Annotated in this window: 23 protein-coding genes; 19 read left to right on the forward strand and 4 right to left on the reverse strand. The window is 31.0% G+C overall.

The features are described 5' to 3' along the window. Window positions 1–140 precede the first annotated feature (140 nt). The 12 genes from tssD (at window position 141) to V9L04_RS13830 (ending at window position 14400) form a co-directional block, all read left to right on the forward strand. Window positions 141–833 carry a type VI secretion system tube protein TssD gene (gene tssD, locus V9L04_RS13775; RefSeq protein ID WP_338790393.1) on the forward strand — a complete coding sequence of 231 codons (693 nt, stop codon included), beginning with the start codon at window positions 141–143 and terminating at the stop codon, window positions 831–833. 36 nt (window positions 834–869) lie between these two features. Next, window positions 870–2984: a hypothetical protein gene (locus tag V9L04_RS13780; protein ID WP_338790394.1), complete on the forward strand. Its 2115-nt coding sequence runs from the start codon at window positions 870–872 to the stop codon at window positions 2982–2984. 4 nt (window positions 2985–2988) lie between these two features. Beyond that, window positions 2989–3573: a hypothetical protein gene (locus V9L04_RS13785; RefSeq protein ID WP_338790395.1), complete on the forward strand. Its 585-nt coding sequence runs from the start codon at window positions 2989–2991 to the stop codon at window positions 3571–3573. 92 nt (window positions 3574–3665) lie between these two features. Then, a complete protein-coding gene (locus V9L04_RS13790; protein ID WP_338790396.1) occupies window positions 3666–4301 on the forward strand; it encodes a winged helix-turn-helix domain-containing protein in 636 nt (211 codons plus the stop codon). 242 nt (window positions 4302–4543) lie between these two features. Continuing rightward, entirely contained in the window at window positions 4544–5077 is a 534-nt protein-coding gene (locus V9L04_RS13795) for a transposase (protein WP_338790397.1), read from the forward strand. Between the two features lie 230 nt (window positions 5078–5307). Further along, complete coding sequence (hemF, locus tag V9L04_RS13800; protein WP_338790398.1) at window positions 5308–6243, forward strand: oxygen-dependent coproporphyrinogen oxidase; 936 nt, start codon at window positions 5308–5310, stop codon at window positions 6241–6243. A 42-nt stretch (window positions 6244–6285) separates the two neighbouring features. Then, window positions 6286–7083 (forward strand): M15 family metallopeptidase, encoded by a 798-nt coding sequence (locus V9L04_RS13805; RefSeq protein ID WP_338790399.1) that lies wholly within the window; start codon window positions 6286–6288, stop codon window positions 7081–7083. Window positions 7084–7229: 146 nt separating this feature from the next. After that, window positions 7230–8204, forward strand: a complete 975-nt coding sequence (locus V9L04_RS13810) for an SPOR domain-containing protein (RefSeq protein WP_338790400.1) — start codon at window positions 7230–7232, stop codon at window positions 8202–8204. A gap of 117 nt (window positions 8205–8321) precedes the next feature. Next, window positions 8322–9086 carry a hypothetical protein gene (locus tag V9L04_RS13815; protein WP_338790401.1) on the forward strand — a complete coding sequence of 255 codons (765 nt, stop codon included), beginning with the start codon at window positions 8322–8324 and terminating at the stop codon, window positions 9084–9086. A gap of 164 nt (window positions 9087–9250) precedes the next feature. Next, on the forward strand, window positions 9251–12097 hold the full coding sequence (locus V9L04_RS13820; RefSeq protein WP_338790402.1) for an outer membrane beta-barrel protein: 2847 nt from the start codon (window positions 9251–9253) through the stop codon (window positions 12095–12097). 312 nt (window positions 12098–12409) lie between these two features. Then, a complete protein-coding gene (locus V9L04_RS13825; RefSeq protein WP_338790403.1) occupies window positions 12410–13648 on the forward strand; it encodes a hypothetical protein in 1239 nt (412 codons plus the stop codon). Between the two features lie 269 nt (window positions 13649–13917). Then, on the forward strand, window positions 13918–14400 hold the full coding sequence (locus V9L04_RS13830; RefSeq protein WP_338790404.1) for a hypothetical protein: 483 nt from the start codon (window positions 13918–13920) through the stop codon (window positions 14398–14400). A gap of 108 nt (window positions 14401–14508) precedes the next feature. On the opposite strand, the gene V9L04_RS13835 is transcribed toward V9L04_RS13830, so the two are convergent. Next, window positions 14509–15135, reverse strand: a complete 627-nt coding sequence (locus V9L04_RS13835; RefSeq protein ID WP_338790405.1) for a thioredoxin family protein — start codon at window positions 15133–15135, stop codon at window positions 14509–14511. Window positions 15136–15216: 81 nt separating this feature from the next. Beyond that, window positions 15217–15762: a TlpA family protein disulfide reductase gene (locus V9L04_RS13840; RefSeq protein ID WP_338790406.1), complete on the reverse strand. Its 546-nt coding sequence runs from the start codon at window positions 15760–15762 to the stop codon at window positions 15217–15219. Between the two features lie 251 nt (window positions 15763–16013). Here V9L04_RS13840 and V9L04_RS13845 point away from each other — a divergent pair, with 251 nt between their 5' ends. The 3 genes from V9L04_RS13845 to V9L04_RS13855 all read left to right on the forward strand — a co-directional run bounded on the left by V9L04_RS13845 (window position 16014) and on the right by V9L04_RS13855 (window position 19582). Continuing rightward, a complete protein-coding gene (locus V9L04_RS13845; RefSeq protein WP_338790407.1) occupies window positions 16014–17090 on the forward strand; it encodes an OmpA family protein in 1077 nt (358 codons plus the stop codon). A gap of 254 nt (window positions 17091–17344) precedes the next feature. After that, complete coding sequence (ffh, locus tag V9L04_RS13850; RefSeq protein WP_338790408.1) at window positions 17345–18682, forward strand: signal recognition particle protein; 1338 nt, start codon at window positions 17345–17347, stop codon at window positions 18680–18682. A 102-nt stretch (window positions 18683–18784) separates the two neighbouring features. Next, window positions 18785–19582: a hypothetical protein gene (locus V9L04_RS13855; protein WP_338790409.1), complete on the forward strand. Its 798-nt coding sequence runs from the start codon at window positions 18785–18787 to the stop codon at window positions 19580–19582. An 83-nt stretch (window positions 19583–19665) separates the two neighbouring features. Here V9L04_RS13855 and V9L04_RS13860 read toward each other — a convergent pair whose 3' ends face one another. Continuing rightward, entirely contained in the window at window positions 19666–20391 is a 726-nt protein-coding gene (locus tag V9L04_RS13860; RefSeq protein WP_338790410.1) for a hypothetical protein, read from the reverse strand. Between the two features lie 305 nt (window positions 20392–20696). On the opposite strand from V9L04_RS13860, the gene V9L04_RS13865 reads away from it, so the two are divergent. Then, the gene (locus tag V9L04_RS13865) at window positions 20697–21464 is read left to right on the forward strand and encodes a TIGR00266 family protein (protein WP_338790411.1); all 768 of its coding nucleotides are present in this window, start codon (window positions 20697–20699) and stop codon (window positions 21462–21464) included. 8 nt (window positions 21465–21472) lie between these two features. Here the strand turns inward: V9L04_RS13865 and V9L04_RS13870 are convergent, their stop codons facing one another. Continuing rightward, a complete protein-coding gene (locus tag V9L04_RS13870) occupies window positions 21473–22051 on the reverse strand; it encodes a hypothetical protein (protein WP_338790412.1) in 579 nt (192 codons plus the stop codon). Between the two features lie 143 nt (window positions 22052–22194). On the opposite strand from V9L04_RS13870, the gene V9L04_RS13875 reads away from it, so the two are divergent. From V9L04_RS13875 to V9L04_RS13885, 3 genes are all read left to right on the forward strand, one after another. Next, window positions 22195–22761 (forward strand): Crp/Fnr family transcriptional regulator, encoded by a 567-nt coding sequence (locus V9L04_RS13875; protein WP_338790413.1) that lies wholly within the window; start codon window positions 22195–22197, stop codon window positions 22759–22761. Window positions 22762–22848: 87 nt separating this feature from the next. After that, on the forward strand, window positions 22849–23430 hold the full coding sequence (locus tag V9L04_RS13880) for an NAD(P)H-dependent oxidoreductase (RefSeq protein WP_338790414.1): 582 nt from the start codon (window positions 22849–22851) through the stop codon (window positions 23428–23430). 258 nt (window positions 23431–23688) lie between these two features. Continuing rightward, window positions 23689–24282: a pseudouridine synthase gene (locus tag V9L04_RS13885; protein WP_338790415.1), complete on the forward strand. Its 594-nt coding sequence runs from the start codon at window positions 23689–23691 to the stop codon at window positions 24280–24282. Window positions 24283–24300 lie beyond the last annotated feature (18 nt).

Here is a 24300-nt window from a genome sequence, read left to right on the forward strand (position 1 = left end):
TTAATTTATTCTCTGAGCCAATAAAAAATGTTTCTAATATTAAAAAATAGCATTAATGTAATTTTTTATTGCTTTAGTAAATTATTAACTCTACTTTTACAGAAAAATACAACTTTTAGTTTTCTTAATACCATTGAAAAATGAGCTTAATAGCCAAGTTATACGTAGAAGATAAAGAAATCAATATCTTAGATTTTAAATTTCGTTTTACTCGTTCGACCGACGAACACGGCAAACCCATGGGAAAGCCTAGAGGAACAATTTTTGAAATTATCTTCGAAACTACATCAGAGCAAAGTTTCATGGAGTGGTCAGTTTCTAGTGACATGATGAAAAACGTCAAAATAGTAGTTTCTCCTGTTACAGCAGCAAGTAAAAGTCGTATCATAGAACTCTATGATGTGTGTTGTGTGTTTTTCAAAAATAACTTCAATGCTCAAAATGGAGAACCGATGACTACGCTTATTCATCTCACACCTGCGATTATGATAGACGATGGGTATAAGATTTTAGACCATTATTGGAAGAAAACAGATTTGAGTGCGAATAACGTAACTCCTACTGTTATCAAACAGGAGCAGGAAATGGAAATCATAGACATGTACTATGAAGACAAAGATGGAAATAAACTTCAAAGTTTATTTTATGGAGATGTTACTCTAATAATTCAAACCAAAAATGGTGCAGGTAAAAAAATTACTCTCAACTTGAATGATAAGAATCATGATTTCATTCACGATGGTAAAGAACTAGAGAATGACCTTTTGGAAAATATTTCTATTACAAGTGACATTACAAGAATTAAAGTAAAAGTCACTCCCCCACGTTCTTAATTACTTAACCTAATCATTACTTAAAACTATAAATTTATGTTTCAAATCTTTGAAGTCGGCAATGAGAGCAACTCATTTATAAATAATCCACTACAACTATCTAAATCTCCTCATATTGTTTCTTTTTATCGCTCACAAATTCAAGCTGAAAAGAAGAGCAGTAGTTATGGTAGTAATGATACTTCCTACAATGGTGAGTTTGGCTTTGACCGTTTTGATGACTCGGTGGTAGCTGATGGAATGATGAAACATTACGAAATACTAAAAGAAGTAGAGAGTGATGAGAAAACCTATAAAAAAGACCACTCTTATCTCTGTCCTTATCTTTCTCTTTGGCCCCCCAATGTAGAGGGAAACAAAAAAAATACTAAAAACAAAGCAAAAATATATGTTGCTTTAGAGAAGAGTACCGAATTCAAAAAAGAAAATGCCACACAGGTAACAATAGACTTTGAAAGTGAGGACGATAAAAGTGTTGTTATCAATGGTAAAAAAACTGCTTCTCTTTCGCTCAAATTAGACGACAAACATACTAACCTACCCTACATAGAAGTAGAATGTATTGCTGAGTTTGATAAGGAAATCGCTGTACTAGCAAAAGTATCGAATGTAGTGATAGGAAAGATGATACTTTATCCTAACAAAGAACGCTATAAAGCTCTTATTCAGCCTGTCTATGTAAGTTTGGGTACTACTACAAGCACCTCAAAGCTAGAAGTACCTACTTCTTCTATCAGTGACATAGACGAAGTAGCATTACTAGATTGTGCTAATAATCATTCACTCAACCAAGCCTATATCTACGCTGAAATAGCTTCAAAAACACATAAAATAGAGCTAAAAAAATCAGAACTGACAGATTTCCTAGAAACACGAGCCGATAACTCCAAAACTTATCTCTATAAAGATGGAAAAAAGAGAAGTGACTTTAACAAAAAGGTAAAAGAACTCTATACAGCTATTTTGGCAGGAGGAAATATAGCCAAAGAGCGAGTGAGAAAAGACGAGGTATATCAATCTAGTGGAGTACAACAAGCCATACTAAATTTTAGAGTAGAACTAAAGAGTCATTTTAATCATAATTTTACAGATGCGAATAGAGTAAAGAAAGCACAAAAACTTTCTGAAAAAACAGAGTTAAATAACTTTTGGATGCGTTCTGATGTAAATGATAGTGTGACTGGAAGTGGAGCGTATGATATGTTTTTAGCAAAAGAAAAATCTATGTTAGCTACACTAAAGAAAGAGGGAATTTCAGATCTTGACAAACCACATCAAACCATAGCTATTCCTACAGACCGAGTACATGTTTTCTATTTTGGAGGCATAGAAGCTTCTTATGCTGAACCTATAGGTGCTGTTAATAAATTAGTACCAGGGTACACAGGAGTAGGAGGAGGTATATCGTATATTTTTGAAATGGGTTTTAAGATGCCTGATGCTATTCTTCATGAAATAGCTCACGGACTAGGGCTTGGTCATACCTTTGAGGAAAAAATAGAGTACAACGATAAAAAAGGGGTGCGTACTGACTTTTTTGTAAATATAGACCTTGACATAACGGAGCAACAACAAAAGAGTTATGAAGGTTTTAAAGAAAATGATAAAAAGATGTTTGAAGCCATAGAAGACTGGCGCAAAGAGTATAAGCAAGAAAATGGAATTGATCTTCCTATAGAAGATGCATATCTCTCTTATGCTAAATATAAAACTCTAAGCTTTTCCTACCAGAGTATAGTAAAAGAAGGCGAAAAAATAGATGCAACACCTTCTTATGATGATTACCTGCTTTTCAAAGACTTTATTGCTAACCTTCAACTTACGATACTTAGTGAAGCAGACATTTCTAACCTAACACTTGATTCATCTTTTCTATCTTATTCCAAAAAGTTAGCACTAATACAAGACATGGATAAAAGACTTTCGGAACATCCACAAGAGATTAAAGATTTGAAGAAAGAACTTAAAAAAGCACCAGAACGAGAAGTAAATGTTATTGTTCATCCTCAAAGCGATACAATGGAAAATTATATGGATTATGATTTTGATGATACGGGCAACAAGCAGAATTTTGAACGGAAGAGTTTCTATAAAGAACAATGGGAAATAATGCGTAAAATAGGTTCAAAATTTTTTACTCTATTAAAATAATATTATGAGAAATATAATTTATATAGTTGTTTTCTTGCTGATTAATAGTTGTAAAAGTATTTACATTTCTCCTTCTAATTATGATTATTATGATTATTATGATGATTTTTATTCTAATTATTATATGTTAATGGTAGATAAGAAGAACGATAAAGTAAACTTTCTGTTTGCAAACACAAAACATCACCATAACCAATATAGTGTTATATGGTTTGATGGAATAAATAGAAACTATCGTATTGATGGAAGTGTAGATATCAAAGTCAATAATATTACTACTGTCATAGGAAACTCTTTTGATTGGTGTGAAATTTCTGAAGAAGAAGTTACTGAGCTCCTTTTCTTCTCTAGAGATGAAAAATACATGAGATTTTTGAAGGCATTAGAAGATATTATCTATTTTCCTTGTGATATACATCATTTTAAAGACGACATTCCTGTCGTACCGTATATCATGAAAAGAACGAAAAAAATAAATTACAAGAGAATTGATAAGGACTATCATGGTTTTGTTGAGCTATTAGCACAAGGAAAAATTAGAGAAGCACAAGAGCTTTCTAAAACTATAGATGTATATAAAGATGAATAAAAATATAATTTATGTCTTTGTGTTCTTACTTATTGTTATACTCATCCGTAATTAGATTTCAAAAATATCTAAATTTTGATTATTTTTAGCTTATGAATTTTCAACTTAGTATTTCTGAACGAGATATTTTAAAAGATTATCGTAAAAGTTCTTCAGGAAATAAGGACTATATTCGTTGTACTGTTCTTTTAGGTCTTGACCAAGGTAAGTCAGCAAAGGATTTGTCAGAGCTTTTAGGTGTTGATTTAAGTAGTGTTTATAATTATGTAAAAAGTTATAATTCCTGTGGTCTTTCTAGTTTTATTTCTTCTAATTATTTAGGTTTTTGGGGTAAGTTGGATAGTTTTGATTTGGCAGATTTAGATAAAGAACTTCGTTCTCACTTGCATAAAAACTGCCAGTCTATTGCTTATTGGATAAAAGAAAATTTAGGTATTGATTACGCTACTAAAAGTCTTCCTAGTTTGATGAAACGTCTAGGTTTTTCTTATAAAAAGACAAAAACAGTTCCTGCTAAAGCTGATAAAGAACTTCAAACTCACTTTATAGAAGATATAGAGGCTTTGATAGAGCGTTTAGATTCAGAAAATGCTGTTCTACTCTACGCAGATGCTGTTCATCCTCAATGGAATACCCGAAGTAATTATGCTTGGATTCCAACAGGAGAGGAAAGAGAAATTAAAAGTAGTAGTGGTAGAAAGCCCCCGTTCAACGTAGTATTCCAATAGCCAAACAAAAAAAATGAATGTTGGGCGTAGTCTGCGACTACGACCTATCAGTTTGGCAAATCTTCAGATTTGCGAGGGTAAGGTATTTTTGTAATTACTTGACAACATAAATCTGAAGTTTTATATAACTGATAGGTCTTAGTTACAAACTAAGCCCAATAACTAAGTAAATATTTTGTATTTGCTTTACAGTTTATGGTTTACTTTTTCTACAAAAAACGGTATCTTTCCAATAAAAAAATATGAGCGAAAGAGCATACAGTATCAATAATCCTGATGGTATTTATTTTGTTACTTTTTCTGTTGTAAACTGGATAGATATTTTTGTTCGGCAACGATACAAGGATATTATTGTGGAAAGTTTGAAATATTGCCAAGCCAATAAAGGGTTAGAGGTTTTTGGTTGGTGCTTAATGAGTAGCCATATTCATTTGATTATACGAGCAAAAGAGGGATATAATTTGTCTGATATTTTGCGTGATTTTAAAAAATTTACTTCTTCTCGTCTTATAAAATCTATTTCAGATAGAGATGAGCCAGAGAGCAGACGAGAATGGATGTTGTGGATGTTCGAACGAGCAGCCAAGAAAAATAGTAGAAATACAAACTATCAACTTTGGCAACAAAACAATCACGCAGAAGAGCTTTTTAGTGATAAGTTTTTGCATCAAAAGCTAAATTATATCCATAATAATCCTGTTGTTGAGGGTATTATAGAAGAAGCAGACCAGTATTTATACAGTAGTGCCAAAAACTACCAAGATCAAAAGGGTTGATAGAAGTGATTTTTATTTGATTGTAATTACTTGACAACGCAAGTCATAGACTAAGCTGAACTTCATACCTCAACTTCATACACCCAAAAAAATAGAGTTTCAAAAATGAAGCTCTATTTTTTTTGTCTAGGTATTTTATTTTTCACCCTGCTGCTGCTTTTAAGATGATATTAAAATTAATTCTTATTTTTGCATAAAATAAAATTGATACATTTCAAAAGACAAATAACTTGAATAGCTTAGATACAACTACACAACTCTCAAACGATTTTACGCAGCATAAAACTCAAATCTCTACTTGGTTTCAAGGTTTGCAAAGCAGAATCTGTCAAGCACTAGAAGAAACTGATGGAAAATCAAGTTTTCAAATTGATACTTGGGAGCGAAAAGGTGGTGGAGGTGGAAAATCTCGTGTTATCGAAAATGGAAATTTAATTGAAAAAGGAGGTGTTAATTTTTCGGCAGTCTTTGGTGAATCTCCAGCCCAAATGCTAAAACTTATGAAATTAGAACCTGCTGATTTTTTTGCAACAGGTGTTTCTATTGTTTTGCATCCAAAAAATCCACTTGTTCCGATTATTCATATGAATGTTCGTTATTTTGAAATGAGCAATGGAATCTATTGGTTTGGTGGTGGCATTGACCTTACTCCTCATTATGTTTTTGATGAAGATGCAAAATTCTTTCATCATTCTTTAAAGACAGCTTGCGACAAACATCATAAAAGTTATTACCCAGAATTTAAGAAAAAAGCAGATGATTATTTTTATATTCCTCACCGTAAAGAAACACGAGGTATTGGAGGAATATTTTTTGACCATTTGAAAGAACAAGAGGATATTACAAAACAAGACCGTTGGGATTTTGTACGAGAAATAGGAGAAGCATTTGCACCAATTTATACTCAAATAGCCAATAAAAATAAAACTCTTCCTTTCACAAAAGAACAAACAGAATGGCAGCGCATACGACGAGGACGTTATGTAGAATTTAATTTAGTCTATGACAGAGGAACAAAATTTGGCTTAGAAACCGATGGAAGAACCGAGTCAATTTTGATGAGTTTGCCACCAGAAGCAAATTGGCAATATGCACATGAACCACAAAAAGGAAGCGAAGAAGAGCGAACGTTATCACTTTTGAAAAAGGGAATTGATTGGGTTTAATAATCAGTAATTATCATTTTTCTTCATCATAAAAAAAATCAAATGAAAAATATATCCTATCTAATTCTGTCAATTTTACTAATTTCACTATTTTTTAGTTGTACAAATCAAGAGTCTAAAAAATTGCAAGCCAGTGAAGAAATAGAAAAAGTACGTCAGGATTCTATCAGAAAAATAGAAGCACAAAGAGCCGAATTTGTAGAAGATTCTTTAAAAAGAATAGAACTTCAAAAGGAGCTTCAAGCAAGAGCAGAAGCTGAAAAGCAAGCCTATTTTGAAAAATTAGAAGATTCTGCAATGGTCGAACTTATCAACTATGATTCTAGCTTAGTTTTAGATATTCGATATGCGACAGAAAATAATTTCATGAAACAAAAAGTCTATCCTTGTCCGAAAGCACTTTTGAGAAAAGTAGCAGCCGAAGCACTTTTTGAGGCACATCAAAAATTTAAAGAACAAGGTTATAGAATCAAAATTTATGATGGATACCGTCCTTTGTCTGTGCAATGGATTTTGTGGAATACCACAACAAATAAAAATTATGTTGCCAATCCTAAAAAAGGTTCAAATCATAATAAAGGCTGTGCTGTCGATATGACGTTGATAGATGCAGATGGAAACGAGCTGAATATGGGAACAGGATATGATTTTTTTGGAAAAGAAGCACATCATACTTTTACTGATTTTCCTGCTGAAACAAAAAATGAAATTTTGAAAAATAGAATGATATTAAAAACGATTATGGAAAGTGTAGGTTTTAAATCTATTTCGAATGAGTGGTGGCATTATGATTTTAAGATAAAATATCCTGTTTCAGATACGCCTTTGCCGTGTGAATAATAGGTCAATGCTATTTATTCATAAGCCTTTTTTTGCTACTTTGTCGAAACAATGGATATTCTTAAAAGAAAAAGCACACTTTTTGAATTATAGGAATTATTAATTTACCAAAATCCAAATCTAAAAAACTTTTTATTTTTATAATTATGATAAAAAAATATTGTTATACAAAAACAGTTTTTCTTCTCAGCTTACTCTGTTTTGTATTTTCCCTCTCAGCTTCAGCACAACAAGTCACTATTCCAGAAGAAGTTTGTATGAATGGTTTTGAGCAGCAACTTTATGCGCTCATTGATACGTATCGTGGCGAGAACGAAGCTCATAAAATAGAAGTTTCTAAAAAACTTACTTTTGTAGCCAAACTGCATGCAAGAGATTTGTATCACAACCGAATAGATAAAGATTCATGTAGTATGCAAAGTTGGTCTGATAAAGGCTTTTGGAATGCGTGTTGTTTTAGTGAAAGAGATAACTCAAAACAATCGTGTATGTGGGACAAACCAAAAGAAATCACAGGATATGGAGGAAAAGCGTATGAAGTAATTTATAATGGAGGAAGTGAACCCAAACGAATTATGGAACTTTGGAAAGGAAGTTCTTTTTATTCGGATATTCTAAAAAACTCAGGTCGTTATGCTGATAAAGATTGGGCTGCTGTAGGCATTGGACAGTATAAAAATGTAACTGTAGTTTGGTTTGGAGAAGTAGAAGACGAAGATAAAGATGTGCAAAATTGTACTGGTGCAGAGCCTGAATATGATTTGAAAAATGGAACATTATCAACTTCTACTCAAGTTGCTGATAATGGAAGCAATGAGGTAACTACACTTACAGGAGATAACGAAAATACAGATGCTGATGCAGGAAGTACAAGCTCAAATACGGGATTAGAAAGTGGGAAATTTTATCTGATTTATGGAAGTTATTCTACACAAGAATATGCTGATGCTGCTGTCAGACAATTGAGTGGACAGTTTCCACAAGCAAGAGTTATCACTACAAATGATAGCGACCGTTACAGAATTGCGCTTTATGAATACACTACCAAAGAAGAAGCACGAGATGCTCAAAACAAATTAGATTATACGTATGTAGGTGCTTGGGTACTTGCAGCAGAATAATTTTAGAAATTTCTTTTTTCAGAAAAGCCTATTTGATTTTTATTAAATCAGATAGGCTTTTTTTATGCTTTTCAAAATAATAAAAACCACAACTAAACAAATAGCGTAAATACAAAAATGAAAAATATCTTAACACTTACTGAAAAACAAACTCATTTCTTAGACGAAAATCGTCAAGATCCAATTACAGGAGATGGTTTTGAAATAGGCGATGAAATAGTTTTTTGTGCTGAATGTAAATCTGCTTTCTTAAGAGAGAGTTGGGAATATATGGGAAATAAGCATTGTAATCAAATACAAACACTTAATCAAATTCCTAAAGCTAAAAAGCTAGAAATTAGAAAAATAGTAGAAAGTACATGTCATGTTCCTAAAATGACAGAAATTGCTTTTTCTTGGATGATAGATACACTTGTTTGGTTAATAATCAATGTTTTGGTTTGGCAATTCTCAAAAGACTATTTCGAAAATACATCAGTATTTTATAAAATAGTTGCCATACTTACACTCTTACTAAAAGATAATAATTTGATAGTTACAAGTTTGGGTAAATTTTCTAGAGGAATAAGTATTGTATATCTCAAAAATCATAAAAAAGTAAGCCCACTTTTATTTCCTTTGCACCATGTTATTTCTTCCATTTCACTTGCTTTAGTATTATTTGTCAATCATGTAGAACTTGTTGTGAGCCTTGCTCCAGTTCTTTTTTGTATTTGTTTGTCGGATATACTATTTCAATTTGATAAAACTAGAAGAATAATAGACTATATTTTGGGAACTGCTACAAGACAAGACAATGATACAGAAGAAATTGGTGTTTTTTTTCAAGAAGGAGGAACTTCTGTATGGAATGGCTATCAAGATCCTACTTCACTTGAATAATTTCAAAATTATTATTTATGTTTTTTAATAGAAAATGTAAATAAATTGAATTGTATTAACATTTTTAAACAATTAATAATTAAACCTTTTTTTCTAAAAAGTGTCTAATTAAATATTTCAAATTATTCTCTGTTGTTTAAACTTTTATTTTAATACTCTTTCTGATGAAATCTATTTTTTCCTTTCCCATTTTTATTCTTTCTTGTTTTTTTATTCTTTCGTTTTCTAATTTTGCTTTTGCTCAAAATTATAATTTACAGGGAATTGTTTTAGAAAAAGAAACCTCTGAGCCTCTTATTTCTGCAAATATTGTAATGCGTTTTGCCAGTGATACTTCAAAATTTGTTTTTGCAACAACAGATTTTGAAGGAAAATTTTCATTCAAAAATCTTACTCAGCAAAATTATATTCTTCAGATTAGTTATGTAGGCTATCAAAATTATTCTCAAAATATTATTTTATCAAAGCCAAGTACAGTTTTAGAGCCTATTTTGATAGAAGAAAGTACACTTTTAGCCGTAACTGTTGAGGGAAGGCAAACCATTTCGGAGCAAATAGGTGATACAACACAATATAATGCTTCTGCTTTCAAGACTGAAAAAAATGCAGATGCTGAAACTCTTTTGAAAAAAATGCCTACTATCACTACCGAAAATGGACAAATACAAGCACAAGGAGAAGCAGTAGGGAAAGTTTTGGTAGATGGAAAAGAGTTTTTTGGTAATGATGCTAATTTGGCTTTAAAAAGTTTGCCAGCCGAAATTATAGAAAAAATACAAGTTTTTGACCAAGAAAGCGACCAAGCACGATTTTCTGGAGTAAGTGATGGAAATACTGTAAAAACTATAAATATTGTTACCAAAAAAGATAGCCGAAATGGGCAATTTGGAAAAATTTATGCAGGTTATGGAACAGATGAACGTTATTTTGCAGGAGGAAATATTAATTTTTTTAATGGAAAACAACGTATTTCTGTTATCGGAATTACAAATAATGTAAGTCAGCAAAATTTTTCTACACAAGATTTATTGGGAGTTGTGGGTTCAACAGGTAATACAAGAGGTAGAGGACGCAGAAATAGAGGAAATCCTAGTGATGTAAATAATTTTTTGGTAGGTGGACAAAATGGAATTACAAAAACTAGCAGTATAGGAATTAATTATTCTGATGAATGGGGAAAGAAAATTCAACTTTCAGGGAGCTATTTTTTCAACTGGAGCGACAATAGTGCAACAACAAACCTAACGAGAGATTTTTTCTTACAAGATGATGCAAATGGAGCAGCTCAAAATCAATTTTATAACGAAAATCAAATTAGTGGTAGTGATAATCAAAATCATCGTTTTGCGCTTCGTTTTGAATACAAAATTGATTCAGTAAATGAACTTATTCTGACACCAAGATTAAATATTCAAAATTACAAAAGCAATAGCCTTACTGATGCTCAAACACTTTTAGATGATGACTTTCTTTTAAACAGAACTGTAAATAATTTTAATAATAATTCAACAGCCTTTAATTTTGAAAATGATGCTCTCTTTCGTCATCGTTTCAAAAAACGTGGTCGTACTCTTTCTGTAAAATTAAATACACAAGCTAATTTACAAGACGGACAAAATAGCCTTTTAGCAAATGTAGAAACATTGAAAAGTTCTGATACACTCAATCAAGAAACTTTTAATACTAAAAATGATATTCTTTGGGCAACTGAAGTAGAATACACAGAGTCTCTTTCAGAAAAATCTAGTTTACAAATTGAGTATGAATACTCAAATAATCAAATAGAAAACGAAACAGAAACCTTTGATATTTTTTCAGAATTAAATCAGGGCAGAATATTGAATAATCAACTTTCTTCTACTATTGAGAGTGATTATCTGTATCATAAAGCAGGTTTAGGTTATAGTTACCGTACCAAAAAACTCAATATTAATACTAGTTTTAATTATCAAAATGCAACTCTAAATGGAGGGCAGACTTTTCCTTTCGAAACTAACTTTAAAAGAAATTTTCAAAATATTTTACCTAGAGTAGTCATTCGTTATGAAATTTCGGATAACAGTAACTTGCGTTTGATTTATCGTTCTTCTACTCGTAATCCTCAAATTACACAGCTTCAAGAAGTGCTTGATAATAGCAATCCTTTACAACTTTCTATTGGTAATGAAGACCTAAATCAACAAGTAGAAAATCGTTATATTGCTCGTTATTCGTATAATAACCCTGATAAACGTATTAACTTCTTTACTTTTGCATATCTAAGACAAACAAATGACTATATCACAAACTCTACTTGGATAGCACAACAGGATTCAGTAACTGTAGAAGGAGTTTTATTGAATGAAGGTGTTCAGCTTACTCGCCCAGTCAATGTAGATGGTTATTTGACAGGACGTTTGAATGCAATGATTGGCATTCCATTTTGGAAACTTAATTTTAATCTCAATAATCAGTTTGGTTACAATAGAATTCCTACTGTCATTAATGGAGAAAAAAATATTGCGAATAATTATAGCTTTACAGAAGGACTGACAATTAGCAGCAATATTAATGAAAAAATAGACTTCGGAATTACTTATAATTTAGGTTATAATATCGTAGAAAATACAATTCAACCACAAGCAGACAATAATTATCTGACACATACTTTAGAGTTTAGAAATTTATTTCTATTCAAAAAAGGATTTTTATGGCAAAATGATTTAACTTATCAGAGTTATAATGGTCTTTCAGATAGTTTCAATCAAGATTATTTATTGTGGAGTATGAGTGTAGGAAAACGTTTTATGAAAGATGAAAGAGCAGAATTAAAACTAACTGTTTTCGATTTGTTAAATCAAAATAATAGTATTTCTAGAAATGTTACCGAAACTTATGTTGAAGATATACAAACGCAGGTTTTAAATCGTTATTTTATGGTAAGCTTTACCTATATGATTCGTAATTTCAAGACTGCCAAAGCAAAAGAAATGGAACAGGAAAAACGTGGAAGAGGCAAAGGAAGAAATTAACTTGATTATTACCCTAAGAGCCTTTTTAAGATTCTTAGGATTGAATAAAGGTTTCACCGTTATTTTTATATAACAGTCTTCCAAACCGTTGAATTTCATAAAATACTGTTTTTGATGTTCAGACTAGAAGTCTAAACTACCTTAATACAAACCGTGATAAGGTTTAATAAACTACTCTTTATCCTTTTATTTTTAGTAATTTTGGCATACTTTTAGGGAATTTATAACTAAATCTTATAATAAAAATATCCTATAAAAATAGCTTTCTATAAAACTCATTATTTATATGAGATTATTACCTAATTTAATAAAATGATAAATAGCACTACATTTCTTCGTCCTACTTTTTTCTATAAAATAATATTAAGTAGCATTTTTTTACTTTCTTCTTTGTTTCTTTCCACAAATGTACACGCTCAATTCAATTTCAAAAAAGATTCTACTAATAGAATTACAATAAACAAAGGGAGTCATTATACCAAAACGCCATTTGTTACTCTTCAAATAGCAGCTTTTGATGTTACACAAATGCAAATCAGTAATCGTCAAGATTTTATTGATGCTCATTGGATTCCTTATCAACCAACAGTTTATGGTTGGAAACTTATTCCAGAAGATGGCGATCAAAAAGTATATGTTCGTTTCAAAGATGCTAAAGCAAACATGATGGCAATTGTAACAGCAGATATTCATTTGGATATGACAGCACCAAAAAATCCTAAAATCAAAATTGATGTAGAAGGAGAGGCTATTAAAGATTCGACTCAACTAGTAAAGCTCTTTGTAAGCGCAGAAGAACCAGACAAACGTTATTATGTAATGGTTTCGAATCATCGTTCTTTTTATCGTCAGCGTTGGCAGCTTATTACACCAGAAATTGAAGATTGGCAGTTAGGAAGTAAATTAGATGGTGTAAAAATTGTTTTTGCTAAATTTAGAGACCGTTCAGGTAATATTTCGGATGTAGTTTCTGATAAAGTAGTTTTAGATACACAAGGTCCTGTTCGTCCATCAATTACTATAAATAATGGCGAACCTGCACTTACCAAGCAAGCTGCTGAAGTTCAACTTACTCTGACAGCAGGAGGAGCTACTGAAATGATGGTTTCTGATAATGAATCTTTTGAAGGACAAGAATGGCAGCCCATCAAAAAGTATTTAAAATGGAAACTCTCAGAAGGTGATGGTGAGAAAAAACTCTATGCAAGATTTAGAGACAATGCAAAAAATGAAACAGAAGTGGTTTCTGCAACTATAGATGTAGATTCTACACCTCCTTCTGATATGACAATTATTATAAATGGAGGAGACCAAACCTCAAGACATATTGACGGAGTGGTTGAGCTTGCTATAAAAGCAACAGATGCAAAGTATATGATGATTTCGAATAGTGATAATTTTAGAGCAGGACGTTGGTTGCCTTATGAAGAATTAGTCAGTGATTGGCGTTTGATTGGTGAAAATGGAAAGAAGTCTGTCTATATAAAATTTAAAGATGATGCTGGAAATGAGTCCGAAGTAATTAGTGATGAAATTGTTTTGATTCGATAATCGTCTTGCTAAAGTATTTTAAAGTCCTTGTATAATTGATTTATACAAGGATTTTTTTATAAAAGTATTTTACAAGGATGATTAATTTGTTTATAGTTTTTTGTGTATATGCTAAACAAATAGTATATTTGTGAAATGAAAAGGGTGTAATATAATCATATAAACTCATAAAATTAAACAAAAATAATTTGTATCTAATTCATTGTATGTTTTAGATATCTTAGAAGGCTTGACTACTAGAAATAAACCATTTACTTAAATCTTTTAAGATGAAAATTACTATCGAAGAAAATCAGCATTATAAATTATATATAAGCTCTACAAAGAATAGAATCTATTTTAGTATGGTAGGAAAGTTACAAGACGAAAATCAAATTCCTTGTTTTATTGAAGATTGGAAAAGAGCTATTGCTCAAGTAACAACTAACTTTACTGTTCTTTCTGATATTAGGCTAATAGATTTACAAGGCAAGAAAATAGAAAAATTGCATGAAAAAGTACAATCTTTTCTTACTGAAAACGGACTTTTAGAAACAGCTGAAGTAATGCCTATGAATGATATAGCAGATTTACAAGCCAACCAAATGGTAGAACGTTCTGGAATGCCAACTACAAAATTTAGAAGTATAGAAGAAGCAGAAAATTATTTGGATACAATAGTAGCCTCATTTAATAAATCAAAATCAGAAGAAAAAAGAAATGATGCTTGTCAAACTAAAAATAAAGATAACCGAAAATCTGATTTTAGATAACAAACTTTAAATTATTAATCATTAAAAAATCCTTGTATAAGATAAATTACACAAGGATTTTACTTTTTATTGAATAAAAAATTTAGCTATTAGTATCTCAATAAAAAATTATTTTTTCCATTTGATTGAACAACCAACAGCTTTAGCTTCTTTTTTAGTTACTTTTTTACCAGCTAAAAGTGCATCTACTGCATCTACTACGTATGTTTCTGTAACTTCGTCAGCACTTTTTGCATTGTCATCAATAGCACCAATATATTCTACTTTTAATTTTCCGTCGTTTTTGCTCAATACATAAACATGAGGTGTTTTTGTTGCTCCGTATGCTTTTGCAATACTTTGGTCTTCATCAGAAAGATAAACAAATGGAAACTCTTTTTCTGCTGCACGCTCTATCATCATCTCAAAGTTGTCATCTGGTTGTGTCAATACATTTGGATTAATAGCAACTACAGGATAGCCTTTTTCTGCAAACTGATTGTGCAAAGAAATCAAACGGTCTTCATATAATTTTGCATACGGACAATGATTGCATGTAAAAGTAACAATATAGCCTTTGGCATCTTCCATTCCAGCAAGAGAAATCATTTCGCCATCGATATTTTTGAGATTAAAGTCAGTTGCTTCATCGCCAACAGTATAACCATTTTCGTCAGTTGCAGCAGTAAATAAAAATGCAATAGCAAACACTGCCACTAGCATAGAAAGAGAAGTAAAAATTTTGTTGTAGTTCATAATTTTGAGAGTTTTAAGGATTTTTGAAAAGAACAGATTAATAAAAATAAATTGAAGTAATATAGGTAATAATTAATTTTCTTATAACGCCAAAAGTGAATCAATCGTATGATATAGTTCTTCTTGATTGTAATCACCTTCGTGAAAATGATAAATATTTTTTGTTTTGTTGTAAAAAAGAGTGGCAGGAATAGAACCAGACCAATCTTTATCTATTTCAGGCATCCAGTTATCATAATCCATAGATGTAATTAAATACTTATCCATAGCATAATCTGAAAAGTTTTTTCGTTCAAAAAATGGAAGTACTCGTTTTTCCAATTGGTCATCAAAATCCATGCTGATAAGTTTCATTGAAATTTTATCATTCGAATTATTATATTTTTTGTGTGCAGCATTAAAATAAGGAAGTTCACGCACACAAGGAGCGCACCAAGTAGCCCAAAAATTGATTACAAAGAGCGAATCATCATCTTTTTGTGTAAGTTCAATAAGCTCATTTTTGTCTATTGGAGTAACTATTTGAGTGTTTTTGATAAAATCTTTATCTGATTTTATGATAAATGAAAAACAAATTAGACTTACTAAAATAGCTGAAAATGAATATATAAAATTTCGTTTTTTCATAGTTTAGTTTTTAATAATAGCTGTGATAACACTTTGATTATAACAAAGATACACCTTTATATAAGTAAAAAAAGTTTGTACAATTTAAAAATTAGTTATAAAATCCTATCGTTTTATAATTATTATTAAATTTATTGAACCAAAATTGACCCAAAAATTGCTTAAAAATTGTGTATTAAGAATAATCGTTTCTAAAACTTCGATTGTAATTCTTTTTCAAGTTCGTTCTATTACTATTACATTTATTTTTTATGAAAAATCTAAGAAAAGAACTTTCTATCAAAAACTTATTTATTGCTTTAATCTGTATTTCTTTTTCTTCTTGTAAGAATGAAAATATAGCCTCTCAAAATTCAGAAAAAATACTTCAGGCTAGTGAATCAAATCCTGTCTCAGATAATGTAAAGTCAAGTAAGGTCAATTCTTTTTCTCCTTCTGAATTGCCTAAAAATTTGCTTTTGGGAGAAGGAGAAGGACTTTCTAGTGTGATTGAGTACAGCTATGAAAATCATCAGGGTGCTTGGTCGCCAGAAACATTGGTACTTCGTAATCAAGAAGACTTTAAAAACTATCTTACAGATAACAAAGGACAGTCAAGTTGTTGGTATTTTGGAGATAGTTATAATCCAAACAAAACTGTTCCTCAATGGGCAATTATCGAAATCAAAAAAACTATTTCTATCAATTATTTAGGAGTCTTGAGTAGTGAATATTATTCTTCAGAAAGCTACTCAGATAGACATGTAAAGGATAGTGAAATTTGGGTTTCCAGTACAGATAAAAACCAAGATAGTTTTAAAAAAATTCTTCCAATTACTCTTCATAAAGATAAATTCTATGAAGTTTTCAGAATTGAGCCACAAGAAAATGTCAAATACATAAAGTATAAGATAAATTCTAATTATGGACATAAAACAGAGACAGCTATTGCTCCTTTGGCTGCTTTTTATGATGAAACTCCAAACAAAACAACTCAAGAAAAAATAACAAGTGGAAAAGCTGATTTTTATTCGATTTTCTTTGGATTGAATAGTGATTTTGTTCGTTCAGAAAGTAACCCTGTTCTAGCTCAAATCAAAGATTATTTGACAACTAATCCGACTAAAAACATAGAAATATTGGTTCATAATGATAAGTTAGAAAACGAAAAAGCAAATCAAGAGCTTACTCAAAAACGTGCTGATGCTTTAAAAGCAAAACTAAAAGATTTAGGAATTGATGAAAAACGAATCACAGCAAAAGGAATGGCTGCCACAAAGCCAGTTGCCTCAAATGAAAATGAATACGACCGTTCGAAAAATAGACGTGTAGAAATAATTTTTAAATAGATTCTTGATTTAAGAAATGAAAAAATATTTTAATTTACCATACAGCTAAAAATCAATTTTTTTAGCTGTATAGATTTCTGTAAAGCACCTTCTACAACTTTTCTCTAATATCTTGTTTATTCCTTGTTTTTATTTACCTTTGTGTGTTTAATACTTTTTTGCGATAACTATCTAGTTCAAGCGTCGACGTTTGAACTAGATAAGAAAAATAAGAAATTCCATTTTCATAGAAAAAATACAACCGATTTTCATATATGTTAGATAATTTAACAGCCCGATTAGATAAAGCCATGAAATCGCTGAAAGGCGAAGGAAAAATTACAGAAGTAAACGTAGCAACGACCATCAAAGAAATTCGTCGTGCTTTAGTTGATGCCGATGTAGATTATAAAGTAGCCAAAACAGTTACAGACGAAATCAAAGATGAAGCTTATGGACGTGAAGTTCTTATTGCTGTAAAACCAGGGGAACTTTTTACTAAAATTGTCTATGATAAACTGACAGCTTTGATGGGTGGAGAAAAGAAAGAAATGAATCTTTCTGGTAATCCTTCTATTATTTTGGTGGCTGGTCTGAATGGTGCTGGTAAAACGACATTTACTGCAAAATTAGCTAATCATCTTAAAAAACAAGGTCGTCAAGTTCTTTTGGCAGCTTGTGATATTTACCGTCCTGCTGCCATTGAGCAGTTGAAAACTTTAGCTGAGCAAATCGATGTTGAGGTTTATGCAGAACCTGAAAATAAAAATCCTGTTGAGATAGCTCAAAATGCTATCAAACACGGTAAAAGCATAGGAAAGAAAATTATTATTGTCGATACGGCTGGTCGTTTGGCAATTGATGAAGCATTGATGAGTGAGATTTCAGAAATGAAAAATGTTCTGAATCCTACCGAAACTTTGTTTGTTGTTGATGCAATGACAGGTCAGGATGCTGTTACGACTGCAAAAATATTCAACGACCGTATCAATTATGATGGTGTAGTTCTTACAAAATTAGATGGTGACTCTCGTGGTGGTGCTGCCCTTTCTATTCGTAGAGTAGTTGATAAACCAATTAAGTTTATCGGTACGAGTGAAAAAATGGACGGAATAGATGCTTTCTATCCTGACCGTATGGCACAACGTATTTTGGGAATGGGTGACGTTCTTTCACTTGTTGATCGTATGCAACAAGCGTATGATGAAGATGAAGCACGTCGTATCAACAAAAAAATCCGTAAAAACCAATTTGATTTCAACGATTTTATTTCTCAAATCGAACAAATCAAGAAGATGGGTAATATCAAAGACTTGGTAGGAATGTTACCAGGTATTGGGTCAAAACTTAAAGATTTTGAAATTGATGATGATGCCTTCCGTCCTATCGAAGCAATCATTAATTCAATGACTGTACACGAACGCTCAAACCCAGATGTTTTAGATGGAAGTCGTCGTCGTCGTTTGGCTGCTGGTAGTGGACGTACTATTCAAGAAGTAAACAACCTTATCAAACAGTTTGGTGAAATGCGTAAAATGATGCGTAAAATGAACCAATTCCAAGGCGCAGGTGGAAGTAAAAAATTAGCCAAAATGATGAAAGGCAAAAGATAATTATTAATGATTAATTAGTTGCTAATTATTAATTTTAAAAAGCGTTTTAGATTTATTTCTAAGACGCTTTTTTATTAAAAAACATCCAAAAATCAAATTCTTATGAAATTTATTTATAGTATTATGTCACTTTTTATTTTGATATCTTATGATTCATTTGGTCAAAATATTACAAGGATAGAAGGTTATACCTATCAAGTAGAACAAAATCAAGTAACTAGCGACACTACTTTATGTGCTGTAAAATGGTATGATGGTAAAAAAGTACTAAAAGAAGAACGTTATTGGATAGGAGAAGAAGGAAGAAATATTGAAAGAATAACATACACAAAAAACGAGGATATTCAGAAAAAAGAATACATCCTCAATGATAGCACTCATTTTCAAAGCAGTGAGTTTGAAAGAGATGAAAAAGGAGAACTATCAAGGCAAATACTCTCTTACAATGGTAATACTCAAATAATTAATCAAGAAAATAAATATAACAAAGAAGAAAAACTTATAGAATCAATTGGTAGATTTGAAAATGCTCCAAAAAAAGTAGCTGATGAATTTACGACCTACAGTAAATATAAATATGATGAAAAAGGAAACTTGATCGAACTTAATCAATCTACAAAAAATGAAAAAATAACACTCATAACATATAAATATGATAACAATAATAACTTAGTAGAGGAAATATCTCTAAATTACAAGAATAATGAAAAGTTCAAAACTACTTATCTTTATGATAAAGATAATCAAGTCATAAAAAAGGATGTTTATCAAAATGATGAATGGGATTTTACTACAGAAACAATTTGGGAACATGGTATTATTAGATCTCAAACAACTTATTACGCTCCTTATCTAAAAGAAGAATACAATGAAGTCACTTTTTTTAAGAATAGTAATTAATAAAAAAAACTACTCAATTTCATATTTATACAAAATTGAGTAGTTTTTCTATTAAAACAATTTAGAGATTTCTAAATTACTTCTTAGTAAGTTGTAACATTTTTACCTTGATAATTATTCCATTTCTCATGGATATGGTTATAATCATCTTCATCACGTGGTTTTGCTCCGATGACAACACCACCATTTTTGATACCTTCCTTATAAACTTCTGCGTGTTCTTCAGGAATTCCCGAGCCTACTAATGCTCCCAAAAGTCCTCCAGTAAGACCACCAGCACCAGCACCAGCCAAAGAAGCCAAAACAGGACCAGCAGCTACCAAGCCAAGACCGATTCCGGGAAGAGCAACAGCAGTTACTAATCCTACTACTGCGCCTAACACACCACCAATGGCTGAGCCAGTTCCTGCTCCTTCCATAGCTTTATTTCCAAGTTCAGTATCTGTATTTTTGAAATGTCTATCACGAGTTTTGTCTGACATCAATACATTAATGTCTTTGTCTTCATAGCCACGTTCACGTAATGTATGATAAGCTCTTTCAGCATGTTCAGGTTCATTGAAAAGTCCTGTCATCATTCCTCCTTCACGGTATTTGCGAGTGCTATACGTGTTTGTAGTGTCAAGAGGATCGGTGTTTCTGTAATTGTCCATAGGAATAAATTGATAAAGTTTAAAAAATAAATTAAAAATGATAACTAAGTTATCAAAAAATAAAGAGTAAAAAATAACATAAAATATGAATGACTCTTCGCTTAAAAGAACACCCATTTTGAAATAATGTTTTGATAAAGAATTATTATTTATCATTTTGTTTAATGTAAATTGATTTTTTGACAAATAAATAGCTGATTTTAATAAACAATATCATAATTTAATATTATGGAATTAGAATTTATTTTAAATTAAAAAGTATATAAATAGATGTAAAATTTGTATGATATTTTTTAATTAAAAAATCTGTTTTTAGGAATCATATTCTATAAATTTTTACTTATTTTTTATTGAGGAACAAGTATTTATTTTTTATAATTTGTAATTCATTTACAAAATCCGTATTTTTTGATATAAATTAATCTTTAGTATTTTTCCAAACTAAAAACATTCCCTGTCTTATGAAATCACACGAAATAGATTATAAAATTATCGGAAACGATATTCAGATTGTAGAAGTTGAGCTAGACCCAAATGAAACAGTTATTGCAGAAGCTGGCGCAATGCTTTATATGGAAGAAAATATAAGTTTCGAAACTAAAATGGGTGATGGTTCAGAACCTGAGCAAGGAATTTTTGGAAAACTTATGTCAGCAGGTGCAAGAATGATAACTGGTGAGTCTCTTTTTATGACACACTTTACACAACGAGGAAGTGGAAAAGGAAAAGTTGCTTTTGCTGCGCCTTACCCAGGGACGGTTACACCTGTTCAGCTTGCTTCTTGTAATAATCGTACGCTGATTGTTCAGAAAGATAGTTTTCTTTGTGCTGCCTTAGGTGCAAAAATTTCAGTTCATCTCAATCGTCGTTTTGGTTCTGGCTTTTTTGGTGGCGAAGGATTTATTATGCAAAAATTGCAAGGCGACGGAATGGTATTTTTTCACGCTGGAGGAACAGTTATCGAAAAAGAACTTAAAGGAAATACATTGAAAGTCGATACAGGTTGTATTGTAGCTTTTGAAGAGGGGATTACAATGGACATCAAAAAAGCAGGAGATTTAAAATCTATGTTTTTTGGTGGCGAAGGTCTGTTTTTGGCTACACTTAGTGGAACTGGTAAAGTTTGGTTACAATCGATGCCACTTTCAAAACTCGTTCAGGCACTTTCACCAATGAGTAAAGCTGTTTCGAAAACAACTTCTTTAGGTGGAATGTTGGGAGGTGATTAATATAAGAATTATATTTTTTGATACAATCTAGTCAAGTAATCCTTGTTTTTAATTAATTCAGTAATCTTTCCTTCAAAAGTATTTATGTTTTTTAAGTTGGGAAAGCTAAGTTTGGCTCTTGCAATCGAAATTGAGCAAATTAAATTTGGATAGTTATAAATAAGGATTAATTGTTTTATTGTATCAGTTTCTATCTTTTTTAATCCAAATTTTTCTGCTGTTCTTTCATTGATAATATAAGTAGTTCCTTTTATTACTACATCTTCTAAAAATTGAGCATCTTTAGTTTCATATTCTGAAATTAGATTGAGAAGTCCTTCTAAATAGTGTTTTAGAATAAAATTTGAACGTTCTCTGCCTGTTAGTTTTCTATCGATGACAAAAAAATAATCGAATAAGCTACCTCCGTGTACAAGAATGATTTTCTTTTTCTCTCGTTCTGCAACAAATAATGAAGAATAATAAATAAGTTGATTATTTTCTTTCAAAGAGGGAATATCGAAAAAAGGAGCTATAATAGAAAATGTAATTGCTATTGGAAAAAAAATAAAAAGAATTAGATTCAAATAGAGTAATATACAACCCATAGTTAGGTTTACAAGTAAAGACAATACTATTATTTTTGCTGTTATGCTATTTTTTTCTTTCTGAGATTTTGAATAATAAGGATGCTTCAAAACAGGATTATTTAATAAGTAAAGTTTGATAGTTTAAATTTACAACATGTATCATGATAAAAAAATATCTTCAAATATTTGAAGTTCTTTCAGAAACAGAAATTGATGATTTTGTAAAAAATACCACTCCAAAAAAACTCAATAAATCAGATTTTTTTATTCGTGAAGGAGAAATTTGTAAGGAGATAGCCTTTATTAAGTCTGGAACTTTTCGGTCTTTCTACACTTCAAACAAAGGAGAAGAATTTACATATTGTATTATGTTTCCTAATAATTTAATGGCTGCTTATTCTTCTTTAATCACAGGAGAAACAACCTCTGAAAATATGCAAGCAATTACAGAAGCTGAATTATTAACTATTCCTAAAACTAAAGTAGATGATTTAACTCAAAAAAGTACCAACTGGCTCAAAGTCTTCAAAATTATAGCTGAACAACAGTATATTGAATTAGAAAAAAGAGTTTTCCAACTTCAAAAAGACAATGCAGTTCAGCGTTATAGAGATTTAATTGAAAAACAGCCTCAATATATTCAACAAATTCCATTGCAATATTTGGCTTCTTATTTAGGAATAACACAAAGACATTTGAGCCGAATTCGTAAGGAAATTGTTTTTTAGACATTTGTCCTATATCCTCATAAACCTCTTTTTTACCTTTGTTTAATCGCAAAAACTAATATAAATATCACTAAAAAGATTAAACAAATGAAAAAGAAAATTCTAATTATCAATGGACATCCAAATAAAGATTCCTTTAATTTTGGAATTGCTCAAGCCTACAAAGAAGGAGCAGAAAGCTCTCAGGCAGAAATAAAAGAAATTGTTGTTTCAGAGTTAAATTTTAATCCAAATCTAAAATATGGATACCAAAAAAGAACAGAATTAGAACCTGATTTAGTAGAATCTTGGGAGAAAATAAAATGGGCAGACCATTTAGTTTGGATTCATCCTGTTTGGTGGGGAGGTTTACCTGCTATTTTGAAAGGATTTATTGACAGGCTTTTTTTACCTACTTTTGCTTTTCAATATAGAGACAATTCTGTCTTTTGGGACAAACTTTTAAAAGGAAAAACAGCACATATTATTACTACATTAGACCAACCAAGTTGGTACTACAAATTCATAAATGGACAGCCAAGTACAAAACAACTCAAAAAGAACACCTTAGAATTTTGTGGTATCAAGCCTGTAAAAGTAACCTATATCGGAGTTGTACGAAACTCTACCCAAGCGCAAAGAGAAAAATGGCTAACTAAAGTAAAAATATTAGGTAACAAACAAAAATAATACAACTCATATCGTTAAGACTTTCGCAAATTCAAACCATTACTAAATTTTATTTTGTGCAAATGCTATTTTTTCCATAGCGTTGGGTTTGCAAACCCAACGCTATGGAAAAAACAAAATACTATTTTGTTTAGAAATGAATTTGCGAAAGTCCTAATCGTTAAAAACACTTTTATTTTAGAAAAATAGAAGTGTTTTTTGTTTCTGAAAATGCGTACTTTGTAAAAAAACAATTCAAAAATTATATACAAGAAAAATATGCGTTATTTCATTATTTACAAACCTTACGGAATGATTTGTCAGTTTTCAAAAGAAGGTGATAAAGCAACTTTGGCAGATTTAGCTTTTGATTTTCCAAAAGATGTTTATCCACTTGGAAGGCTAGATACAGACAGCGAAGGATTATTAATTCTGACCAATGATAAAAAACTAAATCATAAATTGTTAAATCCTGATTTTGCTCATGAGCGCACTTATTATGTACAAGTAGATGGACAAATTCATAAAGAGGCATTGAAGCAGTTAGAAGAAGGTGTTGTTATTCGCATCAAGAAAAAGGATTATTTTACGAGTCCTGCAAAGGCAAAATCTATTGAAGAACCAACTCTTCCACCACGTAATCCTCCAGTTCGTTATCGTGCTTCGATTCCTACATCTTGGATTTCACTTACACTTACAGAAGGAAAAAATAGACAAGTAAGACACATGACAGCAGCCGTAAAATTCCCCACTTTGCGTTTGGTGCGTTATGCCATTGAAAATATTGAATTAGGAGAAATGCAGTCTGGCGATATTGTAGAGCTTTCTGGAACAGAACTTTATACAAAATTGGGAATGAAGGTTAGGGAATAATTGTAAATGATAAGTTGT

Source organism: Bernardetia sp. MNP-M8 (genome assembly GCF_037126285.1).
Classification (GTDB): domain Bacteria; phylum Bacteroidota; class Bacteroidia; order Cytophagales; family Bernardetiaceae; genus Bernardetia.

Coding starts and splice junctions, on each gene's coding strand:
- tssD (WP_338790393.1), top strand. CDS start 141: ATGAGCTTAATAGCCAAGTTATACGTAGAAGATAAAGAAATCAATATC.
- V9L04_RS13780 (WP_338790394.1), top strand. CDS start 870: ATGTTTCAAATCTTTGAAGTCGGCAATGAGAGCAACTCATTTATAAAT.
- V9L04_RS13785 (WP_338790395.1), top strand. CDS start 2,989: ATGAGAAATATAATTTATATAGTTGTTTTCTTGCTGATTAATAGTTGT.
- V9L04_RS13790 (WP_338790396.1), top strand. CDS start 3,666: ATGAATTTTCAACTTAGTATTTCTGAACGAGATATTTTAAAAGATTAT.
- V9L04_RS13795 (WP_338790397.1), top strand. CDS start 4,544: ATGAGCGAAAGAGCATACAGTATCAATAATCCTGATGGTATTTATTTT.
- V9L04_RS13805 (WP_338790399.1), top strand. CDS start 6,286: ATGAAAAATATATCCTATCTAATTCTGTCAATTTTACTAATTTCACTA.
- V9L04_RS13810 (WP_338790400.1), top strand. CDS start 7,230: ATGATAAAAAAATATTGTTATACAAAAACAGTTTTTCTTCTCAGCTTA.
- V9L04_RS13815 (WP_338790401.1), top strand. CDS start 8,322: ATGAAAAATATCTTAACACTTACTGAAAAACAAACTCATTTCTTAGAC.
- V9L04_RS13820 (WP_338790402.1), top strand. CDS start 9,251: ATGAAATCTATTTTTTCCTTTCCCATTTTTATTCTTTCTTGTTTTTTT.
- V9L04_RS13825 (WP_338790403.1), top strand. CDS start 12,410: ATGATAAATAGCACTACATTTCTTCGTCCTACTTTTTTCTATAAAATA.
- V9L04_RS13830 (WP_338790404.1), top strand. CDS start 13,918: ATGAAAATTACTATCGAAGAAAATCAGCATTATAAATTATATATAAGC.
- V9L04_RS13835 (WP_338790405.1), bottom strand. CDS start 15,135: ATGAACTACAACAAAATTTTTACTTCTCTTTCTATGCTAGTGGCAGTG.
- V9L04_RS13840 (WP_338790406.1), bottom strand. CDS start 15,762: ATGAAAAAACGAAATTTTATATATTCATTTTCAGCTATTTTAGTAAGT.
- V9L04_RS13845 (WP_338790407.1), top strand. CDS start 16,014: ATGAAAAATCTAAGAAAAGAACTTTCTATCAAAAACTTATTTATTGCT.
- ffh (WP_338790408.1), top strand. CDS start 17,345: ATGTTAGATAATTTAACAGCCCGATTAGATAAAGCCATGAAATCGCTG.
- V9L04_RS13855 (WP_338790409.1), top strand. CDS start 18,785: ATGAAATTTATTTATAGTATTATGTCACTTTTTATTTTGATATCTTAT.
- V9L04_RS13860 (WP_338790410.1), bottom strand. CDS start 20,391: ATGATAAATAATAATTCTTTATCAAAACATTATTTCAAAATGGGTGTT.
- V9L04_RS13865 (WP_338790411.1), top strand. CDS start 20,697: ATGAAATCACACGAAATAGATTATAAAATTATCGGAAACGATATTCAG.
- V9L04_RS13870 (WP_338790412.1), bottom strand. CDS start 22,051: ATGGGTTGTATATTACTCTATTTGAATCTAATTCTTTTTATTTTTTTT.
- V9L04_RS13875 (WP_338790413.1), top strand. CDS start 22,195: ATGATAAAAAAATATCTTCAAATATTTGAAGTTCTTTCAGAAACAGAA.
- V9L04_RS13880 (WP_338790414.1), top strand. CDS start 22,849: ATGAAAAAGAAAATTCTAATTATCAATGGACATCCAAATAAAGATTCC.
- V9L04_RS13885 (WP_338790415.1), top strand. CDS start 23,689: ATGCGTTATTTCATTATTTACAAACCTTACGGAATGATTTGTCAGTTT.